Source organism: Paenibacillus sp. FSL R5-0517, assembly GCF_037974355.1.
Lineage (GTDB): Bacteria > Bacillota > Bacilli > Paenibacillales > Paenibacillaceae > Paenibacillus.
On the sequence record NZ_CP150235.1, the window covers coordinates 6,842,858 to 6,858,870 of the forward strand.

At 43.9% G+C, this 16,013-nt stretch carries 16 protein-coding genes and 1 pseudogene; 5 read left to right on the forward strand and 12 right to left on the reverse strand.

What is annotated here, in order from left to right; all coding sequences use genetic code 11:
• Window positions 1-50: 50 nt before the first annotated feature.
• The 3 genes from MKX40_RS30445 to MKX40_RS30455 form a co-directional block, all read right to left on the reverse strand.
• Window positions 51-374, reverse strand: a complete 324-nt coding sequence (locus tag MKX40_RS30445; RefSeq protein ID WP_253442212.1) for a putative quinol monooxygenase — start codon at window positions 372-374, stop codon at window positions 51-53.
• A 68-nt stretch (window positions 375-442) separates the two neighbouring features.
• Complete coding sequence (locus tag MKX40_RS30450) at window positions 443-1,294, reverse strand: SDR family oxidoreductase (RefSeq protein ID WP_339238849.1); 852 nt, start codon at window positions 1,292-1,294, stop codon at window positions 443-445.
• Window positions 1,295-1,662: 368 nt separating this feature from the next.
• Window positions 1,663-2,238 (reverse strand): TetR/AcrR family transcriptional regulator, encoded by a 576-nt coding sequence (locus MKX40_RS30455; RefSeq protein ID WP_339238850.1) that lies wholly within the window; start codon window positions 2,236-2,238, stop codon window positions 1,663-1,665.
• A 226-nt stretch (window positions 2,239-2,464) separates the two neighbouring features.
• On the opposite strand from MKX40_RS30455, the gene MKX40_RS30460 reads away from it, so the two are divergent.
• Window positions 2,465-3,430 carry a YndJ family transporter gene (locus MKX40_RS30460; protein ID WP_339238851.1) on the forward strand — a complete coding sequence of 322 codons (966 nt, stop codon included), beginning with the start codon at window positions 2,465-2,467 and terminating at the stop codon, window positions 3,428-3,430.
• A gap of 91 nt (window positions 3,431-3,521) precedes the next feature.
• Window positions 3,522-3,974, forward strand: coding sequence for a HEAT repeat domain-containing protein (locus tag MKX40_RS30465; protein WP_339238852.1), 453 nt, complete (start codon window positions 3,522-3,524; stop codon window positions 3,972-3,974).
• A gap of 163 nt (window positions 3,975-4,137) precedes the next feature.
• Here MKX40_RS30465 and MKX40_RS30470 read toward each other — a convergent pair whose 3' ends face one another.
• Both MKX40_RS30470 and MKX40_RS30475 read right to left on the reverse strand, forming a co-directional pair.
• Entirely contained in the window at window positions 4,138-5,628 is a 1,491-nt protein-coding gene (locus MKX40_RS30470) for an aldehyde dehydrogenase family protein (protein ID WP_339238854.1), read from the reverse strand.
• 28 nt (window positions 5,629-5,656) lie between these two features.
• Window positions 5,657-6,742 (reverse strand): 5-methyltetrahydropteroyltriglutamate--homocysteine S-methyltransferase, encoded by a 1,086-nt coding sequence (locus tag MKX40_RS30475; RefSeq protein WP_339238856.1) that lies wholly within the window; start codon window positions 6,740-6,742, stop codon window positions 5,657-5,659.
• A 275-nt stretch (window positions 6,743-7,017) separates the two neighbouring features.
• On the opposite strand from MKX40_RS30475, the gene MKX40_RS30480 reads away from it, so the two are divergent.
• A complete protein-coding gene (locus tag MKX40_RS30480) occupies window positions 7,018-9,042 on the forward strand; it encodes a right-handed parallel beta-helix repeat-containing protein (RefSeq protein ID WP_339238858.1) in 2,025 nt (674 codons plus the stop codon).
• A 33-nt stretch (window positions 9,043-9,075) separates the two neighbouring features.
• Here MKX40_RS30480 and MKX40_RS30485 read toward each other — a convergent pair.
• The 4 genes and pseudogenes from MKX40_RS30485 to MKX40_RS30500 all read right to left on the reverse strand — a co-directional run.
• Window positions 9,076-9,267: pseudogene (locus MKX40_RS30485) on the reverse strand (NADPH-dependent FMN reductase); the annotation flags it as partial.
• Window positions 9,268-9,469: 202 nt separating this feature from the next.
• The gene (locus MKX40_RS30490; protein ID WP_339238860.1) at window positions 9,470-10,096 is read right to left on the reverse strand and encodes a DUF2306 domain-containing protein; all 627 of its coding nucleotides are present in this window, start codon (window positions 10,094-10,096) and stop codon (window positions 9,470-9,472) included.
• A 104-nt stretch (window positions 10,097-10,200) separates the two neighbouring features.
• Entirely contained in the window at window positions 10,201-11,160 is a 960-nt protein-coding gene (locus MKX40_RS30495) for an SDR family oxidoreductase (RefSeq protein ID WP_339238861.1), read from the reverse strand.
• Window positions 11,161-11,341: 181 nt separating this feature from the next.
• A complete protein-coding gene (locus MKX40_RS30500; protein ID WP_339243258.1) occupies window positions 11,342-12,304 on the reverse strand; it encodes an AraC family transcriptional regulator in 963 nt (320 codons plus the stop codon).
• A 98-nt stretch (window positions 12,305-12,402) separates the two neighbouring features.
• Here MKX40_RS30500 and MKX40_RS30505 point away from each other — a divergent pair, with 98 nt between their 5' ends.
• Complete coding sequence (locus MKX40_RS30505; protein WP_339238862.1) at window positions 12,403-12,762, forward strand: transposase; 360 nt, start codon at window positions 12,403-12,405, stop codon at window positions 12,760-12,762.
• Window positions 12,747-12,923 carry a hypothetical protein gene (locus MKX40_RS30510; RefSeq protein ID WP_339238863.1) on the forward strand — a complete coding sequence of 59 codons (177 nt, stop codon included), beginning with the start codon at window positions 12,747-12,749 and terminating at the stop codon, window positions 12,921-12,923. The genes MKX40_RS30505 and MKX40_RS30510 overlap by 16 nt, the downstream gene beginning before the upstream one ends.
• 597 nt (window positions 12,924-13,520) lie before the next feature.
• On the opposite strand, the gene MKX40_RS30515 is transcribed toward MKX40_RS30510, so the two are convergent.
• From MKX40_RS30515 to MKX40_RS30525, 3 genes are all read right to left on the reverse strand, one after another.
• Window positions 13,521-14,534 (reverse strand): reverse transcriptase family protein, encoded by a 1,014-nt coding sequence (locus MKX40_RS30515; protein ID WP_339238864.1) that lies wholly within the window; start codon window positions 14,532-14,534, stop codon window positions 13,521-13,523.
• A gap of 241 nt (window positions 14,535-14,775) precedes the next feature.
• A complete protein-coding gene (locus MKX40_RS30520) occupies window positions 14,776-15,099 on the reverse strand; it encodes a hypothetical protein (protein ID WP_339238865.1) in 324 nt (107 codons plus the stop codon).
• Window positions 15,096-15,980 carry a hypothetical protein gene (locus tag MKX40_RS30525; RefSeq protein ID WP_339238866.1) on the reverse strand — a complete coding sequence of 295 codons (885 nt, stop codon included), beginning with the start codon at window positions 15,978-15,980 and terminating at the stop codon, window positions 15,096-15,098. Before MKX40_RS30525 ends, MKX40_RS30520 begins: the two co-directional genes overlap by 4 nt.
• Between the last annotated feature and the right edge of the window lie 33 nt (window positions 15,981-16,013).

Below are 16,013 nucleotides of genomic sequence, written 5' to 3' on the forward strand. Positions count from 1 at the left end.
CTCTCACGCTTTCCAGACAGAACTTAATAAGTTCCGTGCGGTGTTGCATTTTACTGCGCTGGGCGGAACGGTTGCAGGAGTCGAATTCCTTCCTCAATGGATCCCTCCATCAGCTCTAAGAGCTGAGGCACCAGTTCCTGCATCCGGGGGGCGCTTAGGTGCCGATCGAGGGCATCCCGGTTTACCCAGCGCTCGTAGATGATGAATGTGCCAGGCTGACCTTCTACCTCGTGAGCCTCATAGTCAATGTTGCCCAGGTCGTTGCGTGACGGAGTGACAGCAGCAGTCATGAATGCCTTCATCTCGGCTTCTCTCCCTGCTTTGGCTCTCGCCTCCCAGAGTACAGTAACGTAACGGTTCTTTGTATCGTTCATGCTAATTCCTCCTAATGTATAAACACTTCGTATAGCTTTTTGTCCAAAAGAATATGTGAAAATGCCCATTACTGCAGTTTCATCTGGCTGCGGAGCATCCGGTCGAGAAGTTTGTCTGGGAGAATACGGACCAGTCGAGTCAGCAGTGCCGAATCGGAACCGACCGTATAGCGGGTGCGGGGCTTTCTTTCGTGGATTGCGCGTGAAATCACTGCTGCCACTTTCTCAGGGCGAATACCGTTCTTTGCCCACGTTTCAGCCTGAGCCTTCACGGCGTCAAAAAGACGATCATGACGATGGTGCTGGTCCGGTGTCATCAACTTGGCCAGCCGGTCCGCTGTCGTAATCCCTTGCTCCGACAGGCCAGTGCTAACACCACCCGGAGTGATCATAATCACCTTGAGACCAAAAGAGGACATCTCCCTGCGAAGACTGTCATTGATCGCTTCCATAGCATACTTTGCAGCCGAATAAATTCCGAAACCAGGCATGGAGATCTTGCCTCCAACCGAACCAATATTGACCACGCGACCGCCGCTGTTCAGCAAGGCCGGGGTAAGTGCCTGAATAACCGCCACCTGTCCGATCACACTGACTTCAAACTGGCGACGAAATTCATCAAGCGGAACCATTTCAAGAGGTGCATTAACGGCGATGCCGGCATTGTTGACCACTGCCCGCAAAGGGCGACCAAGCGGATCTTGCTCCACCCGTTCAGCCAGCGCCTTTAGTGAGTCGATATTGGTAACATCGACGATCACCGGCTCGATATTTTTGCGTTTGATTTTGTCGGCGTCTTCCTGACGACGAACCCCCGCCAAAACGTGAAATCCTTCAGCGGCCAGCTGCTCCGCGGTAGCCCTACCGATGCCGCTGGACGTACCTGTGACCATGACCAGTTCTTGCGTTTTGAATGACATGATAACCCTCCTAGGTTTGATAAGATATGGATCATGGTATAGCGGTGCTATACGAACATTATAGCGGCGCTATACAAAAATGTCTATAGCAGTGCTATATTTTTTTTGAAGTGTTGTCCTGCTGCCCGAACATCGTTTTGACGGGCTTGGCGTGATGCACTCGAAGCTCACGAAGTACTATGGCGGGAGGGGTTGAGATTTATCGTTGCGTTGAACTTATGGAAATGGGGGTGCGTTTAATGTCGCATTATCCAAACATAAAAAAGATCGCCATCCTCCTGGAAGTCCAGGTTGGATAAGCGATCTTTCTTTTACTTCTTCTAAATTAGGGCTTTGCCTGAAGTCCCCAGGCTCTGTCATCGAATCCCTCATTTTGAATCGGCGTCCGGCCTTTGGATCAATATGATCTGCATTACGCTTTCCCGAATGAGATCAACGACATCGGGTTGGGGTAGGGATGCCTTACGAATCTGGGCCGTCACATACAGCCAAGAGGCCGTATTGGCGGAAGCCCAGACCAGATCTGCCGCAGCCTCGGCTGAAACAGCCAGTTTGCCTTCAACGGCGACTCTCTGAACATTGTGCACTAGTGCTTGGTACGAGTGATCTGCCGCCTCAATATGGGCGCCCTCGAGCAACCTCCCCATCATCGCCGCATAAATCCGAGGACGGGTTGCCGCGAATCGCACATAGTCATCCCATCCTTGACGAAGAGCCATCTCTGGAATGGGGGACTCCACTGCGGCAATCTTGCTATCAAATAACTGTTTGAACGCTTCCACTATAGCTGCACTCAGGAGACCATCGGCATTGCCGAAATGGTGGTAGAGTGTAGGAGCCGTAACCTGAGCGATTGCAGTTACGGCTCGCGTCGTAAATTGGGCTCCGCCATCCTCCTCGAGTACCTTAAGAGCTGCTGCCAATATTTTGTCATATGTGTTCATATGTCCATTATAGCAGTGCTATACTCGTATGTCCATGACGAAGGTTGTACACCTGTGACCAAAGTCTTCGGGTGTTATCAGGCTTAATAAGATAAGCTTATGTTCATACTTCGAAAAATAAATGTGATAGACTACTAGAAGGAGAATTGCCGTTTTATACTAAAGAAACGCTACATAACTGAATGCAGGCAGGTCTTACGATAAACATAGTCAGAAAGGAAATCCCATGAATAGTTCCTTGAAGCAACTCATAAAATCACCCGCATTTCCCGGTGGAATCATAACCATTCTGATATTTTCTCTGGATCACTTTCAATTCGAACTTGTTGATAAATTTCTGCTTTTTGCGGCTTTAGTCATTGTGCCTCTTGTGATTTTACTTTTGAACCATGACGCAAAGAATACATATCAACGAGTGATTTATGCTGCTATGAAATGGCTTCAATTTCCCGCTGCGCTTCTTACTCTAGCTTCGATAATGAGTAGTAAGATATGGGGGCTAGAAAGTACCACAATCCCAGGGATTCTGTCCCTTGGGTGGCTACTGTTCACCCTGCTGCTTGGCATCTATGGCTTGACCACGATTGTGATCTCTAAAGGAAAAGCGGCGGAAGTAGCGATTGGCGCGGGGCTCGTTTATTTTTTTATCGGGGGCATTTGGTTTACCTTATATCAATATCAATTGGACCTCTTCCAAGCTAATCCGGCAACGCACGCGTTAAGCTCGGTTCACTTTCATTTTTCATCTGCAATCGTTCCCATTTTTATTGGTGCACTGGGACGCATCATGACGAAGAAAAGCTGGTATCCCTGGGTCGTTGCCATTGATATCATCGGACCAGTCTTGATTGCTACGGGTATGATTTTCTCCAAGCCGATTGAATACATTGGTGTCGCTTTGTTCGCCTGCAATATTGTGGTTTACACCGCTTATCTCCTTGCTTACTTGAGGAAAAATGCTTTGGATATTAAGGCAGCCTTCTTCTTAGGCCTTTCTTGCCTAGCCTTTTACACGGTTGTTGTCATTTCCATCTTCTATCCGTTACTGAAAAATATGTACTCCTTAACCATACTCGATTTTATTCCTATCTATGGATCTCTGCATGCGTTTGGTTTTGTCTTATGTGGACTAATTGGTTGGGTGTTTATGGTAGACTCCATTAAGGAAAAGACTAACCAATCGGCTTCATAGGAGTAGTTTAGTCAGGTTCGTGCTATAATAGTGATCACATAAATAACATTCATCATTCTGCCGAGATGGCGATGATTAAGGAGATTGAATTTTGACGAACAACCATGATATTGGAGCAGTGAACGAATTACCGGAGAACTTTGAAGAGCTCAAACGAGCGGCTAATCGGACTTCAAGCTGGAGAGACAGACTGAATGCGGTGAATGAATTGGGGAACTGGGATACAGAACCTACCATTAAGTTGCTGCAGCATGTTTTGAAAAATGATCAAGTGTTCCAAGTGCGCGAAGCCGCATATCTTAAGCTGAAACAGTTGGATGAAGATGTACAGATGCCTGCCAAAAACAAAGGCGAGCTGTTTAAAGGGACTAACAAAATTTTGCTGCGGATTAAAAAAAGCCTTCCTGAAGGTCACACATTTGAGGAATTTAAGGAAAAACTGCAAAAGACACGTCTGGATCTCTATGATACTTACGAGGGCGACAAAGATGCTGAGTTCGACGCCTGGCTCCATGGCATTTGGGAGACACTAGGTAGAAGATAGCCACCGTTCACCTCGTATAATAGCTGAGTCTTACAAAGCCACTCCATCAATGGAGTGGCTTCTTTATTTCCTATGATCTGACAAAAAACGCCCCGTCTACTGATTCTTAAAATCAGTAAACAAAGCGCAAAGTTAGAGCCTTTTTGAACAACTTCTATACGATTTATTCTGGGATATAAGGAAGATCCAGTGTCTTCGGAACGTTGATGACATGCTTTTCGGTATACGTACGGATCCCCTCCGCGCCGTATTCACGGCCAATACCCGATTGCTTAAAGCCACCGAAAGGGAACCGAACGTCGAGTCCCTGCACAGCAGCGGTATTAATCATCGTCGTTCCGGCTTCAAGTTGACGTGCAACGGAGATGGCATCTTCTTCTTTGCCCCACACCGAACTCGTCAATCCATATATGCTCTCATTGTGCAGTTGAATAACCTGCTCTTCATCGTCAAATGGTAGAATCGGAACCGTAGGACCAAACTGTTCCTCCACGACAATCGGATCATGAACATCGCAATCCAAAACAAGCGTAGGCTGTAGGTAGTAACCTTGGTCAAACAGCTTCTGATCCAGAATTTGGCCGAGAGGGATGACCTTAGCCCCGCGCTTTTGCGCATCTTCAACCAAACCAAGCACGTAATCTTTCTGCTTCAGGTTATTCACCGGACCTACCGTTGTATTTGAATCAAAGGGATCGCCAATTCGAATCCAGCGATTCGCCGCTTCTATATATTTTTCCACAAACTCATCATAAATAGAACGGTGTACATACACACGTTTGGCGATCATACAGATCTGTCCTGTTGTCAAAAAATTAGAAATGACAATCCGGCGCATCGCTCGCTCATCATGAACATCAAAGCTTTCCAGGAAGATCGCCGCATCATTGCCACCAAGCTCAAGCGTCATATCCTTAATTGTTTCCGAAGCTGCTCTGATAATATGCTTAGCGGTTGCGGTCCCACCTGTAAAGGCGATCTTCGTAACATGAGGATTCGTAGTCAGTTCAACGCCCACATCCGCATCACCATGAACGACATTGATTACACCAGCCGGGAACTCGCTGGCAATAATCTCTGCCACCTTCGCTGCCGCCAGCGGCGCATATGGACTCGGTTTAAGCACAATTGTGTTTCCCGCAAGTAAGGCAGGAGCGATCTTAATCGTAGACAAAGCAATGGGATAGTTCCATGGACTAATCGCTGCTACTACACCAATGGGATCATAGGAAAGAATCGTTTTACCATTCTCATGCTCTTTGATCTCTTCCTGTAGAGCCGATGTAACTTCATTACAAGCAAACTCCATCCACATTAACGAAACATATATCTCACCATGTGCATCATACAGCGGCTTGCCATGCTCTCTGGACAATAAATGAACAATTTCATTCTCAGCTGCTCTAATCTTCTCAATCGCCTTGCGCATCATCATAATGCGTTCATCAATGGAGGTCTGCTTCCAGGTTTTAAAAGCCACTGCCGCCGCTTCAATTGCTTCAACTGCTTGTTCTCTCGTAGTGACAGGGAAATAGCCTACGATCTCGGTTGGGTTTGCCGGATTTTCTTTTGGTAACTGCGAAAGGGATTTTATATTTTGACCATTAATGAACGCTTCAACGATAACTGTCTCTTGGTCTGCTTGCGTCGTCATTTTGCATCCCCTCCGTTATTTAGATGGATTAATTCCAAACTTCTTCTGCAATTTCCTTCACATAACGAAGTTTACGCCATTGTTGTTCTTCCGTTAGAATGTTGCCTTCTTCTGTAGATGAGAAACCACATTGTGGGCTCAAACAGAGTTGCTCAAGAGGAACATAGGTTGCCGCCTCTGCAATCCGGGCTTTAATCTGTTCTTTATCCTCCAACTCGCCTGTTTTCGATGTGAGTAAACCAAGCACGATTTTTAAATCTTTTCGATTCACATATTGTAATGGCTCAAAACCACCCGAGCGCTCATCATCGAATTCTAAAAATAATCCATCTACGTTTAAACCTCCAAAGATAACTTCAGAAGCGTACTCGTAACCACCCGTTGAGAAATAATTTGATTTATAGTTACCACGACAAATATGCATCGTCACAACTAAATCTGCCGGTTTATGAGCCAAAGTCTCGTTAATCATTCGCTGCATCGTTTTCAACTCTTCCGCCGGTTCCAGACCTTTGGCACGCAGCTTATCGTGACCAGCTTCTGAGAATAGGTCTGCCCAAGCGGTATCATCTAATTGCATGTATCGACATCCCGCACCATAGAAAGCTTGAATGGCTTTTTGATACGCCGCAATCGTATCCTGAAGGAATTGCTCCCGGTCCGTATAGATATTGGCGCCATTTTCCAACCGGTATAGAAGCATGTTGGGACTTGGAATGGTCTGTTTCGCGACAGCGTCACCTGCATGCTTTTTCAAAAACTCAAAATCCTTAACAAAAGGATGACTCGAAAAATCCACTTTACCAACAACACGAATCCCGCCCTTGCGAGTCTGCATGTTATGGAATTGAGGTCCATTAATCTCCTCATACAGCTCTACGCCATCCAAGCCACCCAGAAAATCAAAATGCCACCAGCTTCTGCGGAATTCGCCATCCGTAACGGCAGATACGCCATTTTCCTTCTGCTTTTCAATGATTCGAATAATCTCTTGATCTTCCACAGCTCTTAATTCTTCATATGTGATGTTGCCTGATTTATATTGTTCACGTGCCTGACTTAAGTTTGCAGGGCGTAGAAAGCTGCCTACATGATCATTACGAAAAGGTATCATAGTTATTACTCCTTCTAACTTTTTATTCTAATGAGTATAGCATGGTCGAAGGGAATGCTTGTTATATGAAAAAAACATGGCTGGTTATAGCTTTTAACAATAGCCAAAGTGTCAAAAAGCAAAAAAACTACAACCTCATAGAGCAGTGGATGTAGTTTACCTTATATTCAATATCCATTCAGGTTAACATGCACCTTCCTATCTCTCCCAATATATTTATTTTCTAGTATAATAACGGGATACAACAAACATTTTCGAATAGAAGGAGAGTTGTTATGGAATATCATGTATCCAACCATGGGAATGATCAAGGAAAAGGAACAGCAGATCAACCCCTTCGTACCATATCACGCGCTGCAGCTCATGCCATGGCTGGTGATACCGTTATTGTTCATGCGGGAGTATACAGGGAATGGGTTAACCCGGCGAATGGAGGAACGGCGGAGCATCGAATCGTATATCGATCCGCGGGAGACGGGGAAGTCGTGATAACAGGAGCTGAGCGGATTACCAATTGGCAATCTGAAGGAGACCATGTTTGGAGCACAGAAGTGCTCAATTCCATCTTTTCCGTCCGTAATCCCTTTGAGGTTGAGCTCAGTGGAGACTGGTTGTTTGACGGGCCTTTCCCAGTTCATCTCGGGGATGTCTATCTGGATGGAAAATCATTGTATGAGTGCAATAGTGTTGAAAGCGTTCACAATCCTGAAATTTGGCCTGAAGCAAAATATCCCAAGGATTCACTGTTGAAATGGTATGCGGAAGTGGGATCTACGACAACCAAAATCTGGGCCAACTTTGGCGGAAAAGATCCTCGTACGGAAAATGTAGAAATTAATGTACGTCCTTATTGCTTCTGGCCTGAACAACCGGGACTGAACTACATAACCGTAAGTGGTTTCACACTTCGCCAAGCTTCTCCTCAATGGGCACCACCTACAGACTACCAGGAAGGTTTGATTGGACCTCACTGGAGCAAGGGCTGGATTATTGAAAACAATATCATCAGTGAATCCAAATGCGTTGGGATTAGCTTGGGTACCGAAATTGGTACAGGTCACAGCAAGTCTATAGAGAAGCATAGTAAAGGCGGGACTCAACGGGAGCAGGAGGTTATTTTACGAGCATTACGCTCCGGCTGGCATAAAGATCGCGTCGGTAGTCACATCGTTCGGGGTAATGTGATTCATGATTGTGAACAGGCCGGTATTGTGGGCCATATGGGAGCAGCCTTCAGCCGCATTTACCAGAACCGTATCTATAATATTCACCACAAACGACTCAGACATGGTGCCGAAGTCGCGGGAATTAAACTGCATGCTGCACTGGATACTCAGATGAATGAGAATATCATCTATAGCTGTTACCGTGCGCTTTGGCTGGACTGGCAGGCACAGGGCACTCGGATCAGCCGCAATGTATTTTTTGACAACATTTCCGAGGACCTCTTCGTTGAGGTGTGCCATGGTCCATATATGGTCGATCACAATCTATTTCTATCTCCGATGAATTTCAGAAATATGGCTCAGGGCGGGTCATTTGCTCATAATTTATTCGCAGGCCGATTTGTCGTTCGTTCCGAAATTACACGTATCACGCCATATCACTTCCCTCACGAGACCGCCATGGCGGGATACTCCAATATCACTGGAGGCGATGACAGGTACTACAACAATATCTTCTTGGGTGATAACGATGCGAATAAGGGACCTGTTCCTATCACCTTCTTTGAACATCTTCCCCTTAAACCAAGGGATGAAGTTGGAGAGGACGGGAAGACGGTCATGGATGGTGTTCCGGACAATTCCATTTGTTATCTGCGTGCTGTGGGACTTGGTGGCTATGATCAACATCCTGATGTGAAAGATAAGAGATGGTGGGAATACACCAAAGAGGAGCTTATGGAGCTTGGCGATGCGGCAAAAGATTTCTTTATAGGCAATGCCGTTCTTCCGGTGGCTATGGGTGGAAATTTATATCTTAACGATGCGGTTCCAAGTCGTCACGAATCCGATGCGAAGATCTTTACACAGAAGGGTGTGAACGTTGAGATTGATCCTGCGCTAGGTAAGGTGCACATTCAGATCCATGAGCCCGAATTGCTTCGGGGAACCTCTGCCATGTTGGTTACCACGGATCTGCTTGGAAAGACGTATCACGCCAATATGAAGTACGAGGAACCAGACAGCACTCCCTATCATTTTGACTCCGATTTCTTCGGAACAAAGAGACCTGATGCAAACGTCACACCAGGTCCGTTTGAGTTAAGCGAAAAGGGTAGTGTTGAGTTTAAGATTTAGTTTATATTGAGAGTCCAGTCATGATTTTGGGTGTAACTTTTCATGAACTATGCCAATATATACTTCATTTCCCGGCATAAGTGGCGAGAAAATGCCCGAAGAAAACAGAATATCACGAAGATGGCCTTGAGCTTTGACCGAACCTAGCAGCCCCATGGAAGATTCCACGATCCATGAGGGTTTCCCGATCATAACTCAATCCACGCGAGATAACCAATTGACCGAGCGAGTAGAAGGGGGCGGTTCCTTATTCTTAACACTCCTGTTGAGCTTAGCAGCCATCCTATTTTATAAGCTTTTTATGAAATACGTGGCACTGGATGGAAAGTTGGAGCTTGAAAAGATTGTCCAGCTCATGAACTGATTCGATTCATCATTGTACAGAAGGAGCGCATTTAGCGTTCCCTCTGTAGCTGGCAATTGTAAATCATTGCCGCTGCCGCAACCTCATTCTAGAAATCACGATTTCTATGACGAGCAGATTAGGAATCCAACAAACCCAAGCGACAACCCGAAACCCCGCCTCGAAATCGCCAAACAGAAGATTCAGCGGCGCTAACCAGATTCGAAGCGTGACCGCTGCAAAAGTAAGCGCATAACTGCGAAGCATCCATGCTTTATGAGCTTGGATGTCTTTCGCCATAATTTTTCTCGTTGCAACAAGCGTCGTCGCAACCCACAATACATCGAGCGACATGAACCCAAGCCCGGCAATCCAACCTCCCGTGGCAAAAAGGGATAAATACACACTCACGATCCCACTAACTGTAATCGAAAGAACATATCCATACCCCAATAGGCGATGCCAACGTTTCCTATCATTCGTTGGCTTCATAAATAGTTGAAAGGGTCCTATGATCAAGGCAAATATCGCAGTAACAATATGGATGTATAGTACATATATCCATGGTTTTAGTTCAAAATCCGGCTTTTGCAATTTGAAAGAGACAAGTCCTGCATCACTAGCTTTAAGCACGCCATACTGAACAATTGCGTATCCGGCAATTGAAAATGCAAGAATGAGAACAAGTGCCCGAATCATCTTATTTCCCATTTGAATAATCCTCCTCCGTTGATGCACCGTGAAGCTGTTGTCCCTTTAAACCCTATAGTGGCTATAGGTCAATACCAATCTTCTCGATTAAGGCATCGGCTAAGTTAGAAATAATACCCCTTCTGAATATCATCTAAAAGGGTAGGATATACTGGTTTCCATCCTAAACGCTCCTGCGTCAACGCACTGGACGCCGGATTATCCGTTTTCGTGAAAGGTGCAAGCCATCCGAAATGTTTTCCTGCTTCTTCAACCCCAATACCTTGGACCGGCAAGTTCAAATGGAGGCCCAAAGCCGTGGCGATCTCTTGAAATGGAATGCCCTCTTCGCTCACTGCATGAAACCTGGACCCTGCCGGAGCTTGTTCTAAGGCGAGTCTAAAAAGGCGCGCCGCATCCAGTAGATGCACGGATGGCCAACGGTTGTTACCGGAGCCTGTATAGGCGGAGAACCCCTTCTTGCGAGCGATGTTCACCAGATTTGGGAACAAGCCCGTCTTATCGCCTTCACCGTGTACGATCGGTGGGAGGCGTACAATCGAGGAACGTATCCCCCGATTCGCCAAGTCTAGGGTGGTATGTTCTGAAATGATGCGTAATCCACCTTGCGATTGAGGATCCCCAGCGCTGTCCTCCGTTCCAAGACGGCCGGGAGTAAGCGTCATCGTAGGCATCGCGACGACAAGCGCCCGGTCACCGGCGGGTAAGGAGTTGCCGAGTGTCTCGATGGCTCGCCTGTCGGTCTCAATTGCAGCCTTCATAAATCGCATCACTACATGACGAGGATTCCCGCCGAATAAAACCCTAAGCCGAGTTGGAAGGCCCGCATGCGAGAACTTGTGGAAGAAGGCCAAATGAATGACCCCGTCTACTGCAGCAGCCACTTTGCGCAAGCCTGCTAAATCCTCAATCGAACCGACTTGAACCTGGGCACCCAGTGCCGTAAGCCGTTTGCTGGCTTTTTCAGAACGGGCAAGACCAACCACTTGATGGCCGGCATCCAGCAGTTCGCGAACGACCGCCCCTCCGATGAAGCCTGTCGCCCCTGTAACCAATACACGCATATTCAGAAATCCCCTTTCCTATCGATAGGATGTTTACTCTTAATATAGGGGATGGACTACTGCGATCTTTGCCTATTCCGTCGGAGTTTTTGCCTGATTCAACAGATTCCGCCGCTTAAAATGGAAAAATCCGCTAGGCTCTATGCCCGCGGAAATTTGAAAAGCCGTTTACATGTGCGTTTCACTTCAACTTTTGCTGGTCCTGACGCCACCTTGTGATATCTCTAGTTGGAGGACACCCAAAAAATCGGCTGTAATCGCGGCTAAATTGGGAATCGCTCAAATAGCCTACACGCCGGCTCGCCGTAGTTGCGTCAATGGAGCTGGATAACATTAGACGCCTCGCCTCTTGCAGGCGCAGCACCTTTTGATATTGCAGAGGGCTCATTGCAGTAGCCGATCTGAAATACTCGCGAAACGACGATTCGCTCATATGGACCAGCTCCGCCAAATCCGCTACCTTCAACGGCTGAGAAAAGTTATTTTGGAGCCAATCAATCGCTTTTGTAACCTGCTGCATACCCGATTCCGCCAGAACAGTCTCGGCAACATTAACACCGATTGGGCTACGGAGGATGCGGATATAAATCTCGTCTTTCACCAATGGAGCAAGCATTTGAGCATCATCGGGAGAGGACACGCAAGCCATTAATCTTGCAGCAGCGTTCATCATGGCCAAGTCTGCTTCGATGACATAGCACGCACTGCGATTGCGAACCTCCGGTAAACCATTAGGAAATACCATCGGCAGCAACGAAGCAATCCTTTGCGGATCGAGGTATAGACCTATCCCCAAGAACGGTATTTGGGGGCTGGCCTGCATAATTTTCATCGCAACAGGCAAGGCAACGGGGGCAATATACATTCGCGAAGCACCATACTCATAAGCATCCTTGCCTACGGTAATTCGCTTTTTCCCTTGCGCTGCAATGCAGATTACCGGCGAGAACATAGTGTGAACATCATCCGCCACTTCTACTTGCGAATATCGGTTCACATACAGACCATGAATCGGTGAAGCATAGGTCCCATCCTGCGAAGTATGCGTGTAAATCAAACTTGCCAACCGAGCTGCTTCACGATCTAGCGCTGAATTGGCATCATCTAATACAGATACATCCTCATATTTATAGTAATTGTCCATGTTCACAAGCAACTTCTTCCCCCTCAGAACAGGATGATAAGCATGTTCATGATACCACAGGCGCATCCAGAAAGCTTAAGCATTAAAGTTAAATTAGCATGGATATCTCAAGTCTATTACTGACGTTCCAGCATGCGTCTATGCAGATTGCGTTTACTGAGCACCTTCATGCCATTGAGGAGATCGAGCAACGCATCGGTCGACTGGAGAAAGCCTTGATTGAGGAGGCGGCGATCAGTTCCAATGCCGAATTGATTCAGCTTTTACAATCTCTGCGTGGTATTGGATTTCTAACGAACGTCACGCTTGCTGCGGAGATGGGTTCCTTTGCCCGGTTCCGTTCTCCTGCTCAGCTCATGGCTACTTGGGCTTGGTTCCACGGGAACATTCATCGGGAGTCCGTACCCAACGAGGTTTGCTCACCAAAGCAGGAAATGGACGATTGCGTCGCACTTTGATTGAATCGGCCTGGAGTTATCGTCATCGGCCTGCAATTAAAGGGGATCTGGCCCGCCGTTTGGAAGGTCAGCCTGCGGACATCCAGCTTATCTCATGGAAAGCCCAGGAAAGGCTGCACCGAAAAGTCCCGCCGTTTAGTTTATGGATTAAACAAACATAAAAGTGTCGCGGTCACTGCCGTAGCCAGGTAATTGGCCGGCTTTATTTGGGTGCTTGCCCAAACGTTGGAGCTACCGAACGCTCAGTAAATTGTTTTTCATCTCGAGGAGAAGGATGGTTTAAAAGGGAACAACCGGAGTCTAAGGCCCGGGAGTTCATGGAAGGTTCAGGAGAGGATGTACGAGATTCGTTTGCACCAGGCTTTTTATGGGCTGAATGTGCGTGGCTAGCTTGTGACAGCTCTCCTTGACGAAGGCATGCCATGTGGTAACCAACCCACGGATAGCAGCGTGCCAACCGTCGCTCGCATCTGGACTCCCGCGCTTAGGACTTCGGCGAAAAGCAGCATTTTGTGTTGGGTTTGACAAAAACGTTTTTAGCAACGAATATAGTACAACATTCTCTAAAAGAATATGTAAAGGAAAAAAAACAAAAGGAGCATGCCGCGGCTGCTCCTTTTGTTTTTTAGTTAAGTCTACTTTTTCAACTAAAAAATGGATCTAATTTACCCAGGTTTATAAAGAGTTTGTTTGAAGATTTAAGTGAGAAAGTTGAGTTAGTTATAACAAAAAATTTAAATTTTGTTAGTTTGTAACCATTAATAGCCCCAACTTATTTTATTCAGTCTATTCAGATATTTTTGTCCTTCATTCGGCTCAATCATTTTTACAAAATTAGCCATTCCAAAGAGATACTCTTTAAAATATGACTTTTCTTCATTCTTTATCTCTTTAAGATGACTATAAACTCCGTATTTTTCACAATAATAAATATGCTGTTCTAACTTCTTTTTATACTTTCTTTTTACTTTAACAGTCTCACCGACCATTAGACCAGTGATTTCTTTGTAAGGGATATTCTCCTGTATTCTCATTTTATTCAAATTTACATTAAAATTCTCACTTTCTATTATATTAACAATATATGGAATAAGACCCTTTATTTTCCCATCCCCAGAAATAGTTATATCATCAGCATATCTCGAATACCTATATCCAAGATTTAGTACAAGATTTGAAATTCGCTTATCCAAAATATTACATAATATATTAGCTATACATGGACTTGATGGTGCTCCTTGTGGGAGTGTTCCATTATATGTACATAGTTTAGCTAGAGAGTAAGATATCTCCTTAGTATAACCATTACTATGGAAGAGAAGAAAAACTTGTTCAAACTTTATACTTGGGAAAAAATCCTTTATATCAAAATTAATTACTGAGGGTTGATTAACATGCAAAGAAGCATTATCCTTTATATTTCTATCACGTACAAACCCATATGCAGATTCACTTATTGAAAATCTGTATAGAATATTATCTAGTATCCAACGCTGAATTTCTTTCAAATGAAGGCTCGGCATTGTAATTTTTCTAATCCCACCATTTGACTTAGGTAGATTATGTTCAGTATAAAAACCATCTGAACTAACTATATAATAACTCAATTTTTGTATATCTATACCAATTAATAAGGATAGATGTTTTTTATCAAATATTACAGGTAAGTCCTTATTAATCAGCCCTTGCGCATAATTTAAGCAGGCATTTTGATAACGCACTCCATAACCTGACTCAATTAATTTTTCTCTCAGCCTATTTATATAGTTCATTTTATCCCTCATAAATGTCGGTAGTTTCTACCCGTAAAAATAATTACTAGTACTATTCATGTAATAAAATTTAAATAAACATACTTATAACAATCTATCAGACAATTTATTGTATGATACTGCAAATTTATTTGCAGTTGGAGAATTTAGCGATCTTCTAAACTCTCCAGATCAATTAAGAAACATTAGTAAGGGTAGAGACTCTCTACCCGAATCTAGAAATCTACCGACTAGTACTATTTTACTTTATTTTTTTCATAAAACCAACTGGAACATATACTTCATCTAAATCCATCTGCTTATTTCCAATAACACTCGTAATCTCGAAACTATCATAATAATTAATTTCATAAAGACCATGTTCTTTTAACAACTCTATGGATTTTTCAGAAAGTTTATAATGCTTATCAAATATTAGTAAACCTTCACTTTGAAACCTTTCAATTACAAGCAGTATTTGTTGTTTATCAAAACCAAAATTATTACCAATTTCCATATACGAGTAACTCGCCTTAACAGTATTAAAATAAACAAGCAGTATTAAGTCCTTATAATTATTACTCATTTTTTTCTCCTCTTGCTTTTTCCGACTGTAAAGTTTTGTTTGTTTTTCCCTCTTTTAGGTAGAGTGAACCTCTTAAAAAGAGTATTCCATTCCTTTAGTTTTCCGAAATCAGAATGATACCAGAAGGAACTTAGAGTATTGTTCGGTATGTTGTGGTAAAATCCAATAATTAATTGGCTGTCTTTAAACCCCATAATATTTCTATTGCCTTTCCCCCAAATTTCTTCTTCAAACTTGCTAAGTAAAATTCTTTTATCATCTTTTAGAGTGGGGTGCTCGGTGAATATTTTACCGTATGTTTTCTCCACCTTCACTTGTATATCTAAGTTTTCTTTGCTTCGATACTGTTCTATGGCTTGTAATGCTGAATCTGTCGCTGCTAATAGATTAATAATTATTTTTTTTCCATCTAGTTTTTCCTTATATTCTCTTAAAAAATCTGTTATTGTTTTTCCTGATCCGGATATGTCGTCAAAAAATACAGCAATTTTAATATACTCATCATCTTCTATATCTTCAATATTTTTTTTTATAGTTTCTTCGTATATTTGAATTCCATGTTCTCTTACTATTTCTCTTATGAGCATTGTCATTTCATCTGAGCTATTAGTTTTTCCACTTTGAGAAGGAAGTGAAAATATAGCAATATCATCTAAACTATTACTATGTAATATTTCGGATAATTGCTTTAATAACAACCTTTTCACTTCTGTTTTCGGAAAAAATTCAAACTCACTAAAAAGTTGTATTAATATTTCTCTTACAACTTCTGATTCAGTATTATCAATCCACTTATAAAACTTATCTTTGATATCTATTAAAAAATACTCTTCTTCACCATACTTTTCTATAAATTTTTTAATTATTTCCTCATTATTCATACGTCACCTGCTTTTTTTTTAAAAGTAACCTTT

What these genes read in the sequence shown, in the direction of transcription:
- MKX40_RS30445 (WP_253442212.1), bottom strand. Translation starts at nt 374, where the DNA reads ATGAACGATACAAAGAACCGTTACGTTACTGTACTCTGGGAGGCGAGA.
- MKX40_RS30450 (WP_339238849.1), bottom strand. Translation starts at nt 1,294, where the DNA reads ATGTCATTCAAAACGCAAGAACTGGTCATGGTCACAGGTACGTCCAGC.
- MKX40_RS30455 (WP_339238850.1), bottom strand. Translation starts at nt 2,238, where the DNA reads ATGAACACATATGACAAAATATTGGCAGCAGCTCTTAAGGTACTCGAG.
- MKX40_RS30460 (WP_339238851.1), top strand. Translation starts at nt 2,465, where the DNA reads ATGAATAGTTCCTTGAAGCAACTCATAAAATCACCCGCATTTCCCGGT.
- MKX40_RS30470 (WP_339238854.1), bottom strand. Translation starts at nt 5,628, where the DNA reads ATGACGACGCAAGCAGACCAAGAGACAGTTATCGTTGAAGCGTTCATT.
- MKX40_RS30475 (WP_339238856.1), bottom strand. Translation starts at nt 6,742, where the DNA reads ATGATACCTTTTCGTAATGATCATGTAGGCAGCTTTCTACGCCCTGCA.
- MKX40_RS30480 (WP_339238858.1), top strand. Translation starts at nt 7,018, where the DNA reads ATGGAATATCATGTATCCAACCATGGGAATGATCAAGGAAAAGGAACA.
- MKX40_RS30490 (WP_339238860.1), bottom strand. Translation starts at nt 10,096, where the DNA reads ATGGGAAATAAGATGATTCGGGCACTTGTTCTCATTCTTGCATTTTCA.
- MKX40_RS30495 (WP_339238861.1), bottom strand. Translation starts at nt 11,160, where the DNA reads ATGCGTGTATTGGTTACAGGGGCGACAGGCTTCATCGGAGGGGCGGTC.
- MKX40_RS30500 (WP_339243258.1), bottom strand. Translation starts at nt 12,304, where the DNA reads ATGGACAATTACTATAAATATGAGGATGTATCTGTATTAGATGATGCC.
- MKX40_RS30505 (WP_339238862.1), top strand. Translation starts at nt 12,403, where the DNA reads ATGGATATCTCAAGTCTATTACTGACGTTCCAGCATGCGTCTATGCAG.
- MKX40_RS30515 (WP_339238864.1), bottom strand. Translation starts at nt 14,534, where the DNA reads ATGAACTATATAAATAGGCTGAGAGAAAAATTAATTGAGTCAGGTTAT.
- MKX40_RS30520 (WP_339238865.1), bottom strand. Translation starts at nt 15,099, where the DNA reads ATGAGTAATAATTATAAGGACTTAATACTGCTTGTTTATTTTAATACT.
- MKX40_RS30525 (WP_339238866.1), bottom strand. Translation starts at nt 15,980, where the DNA reads ATGAATAATGAGGAAATAATTAAAAAATTTATAGAAAAGTATGGTGAA.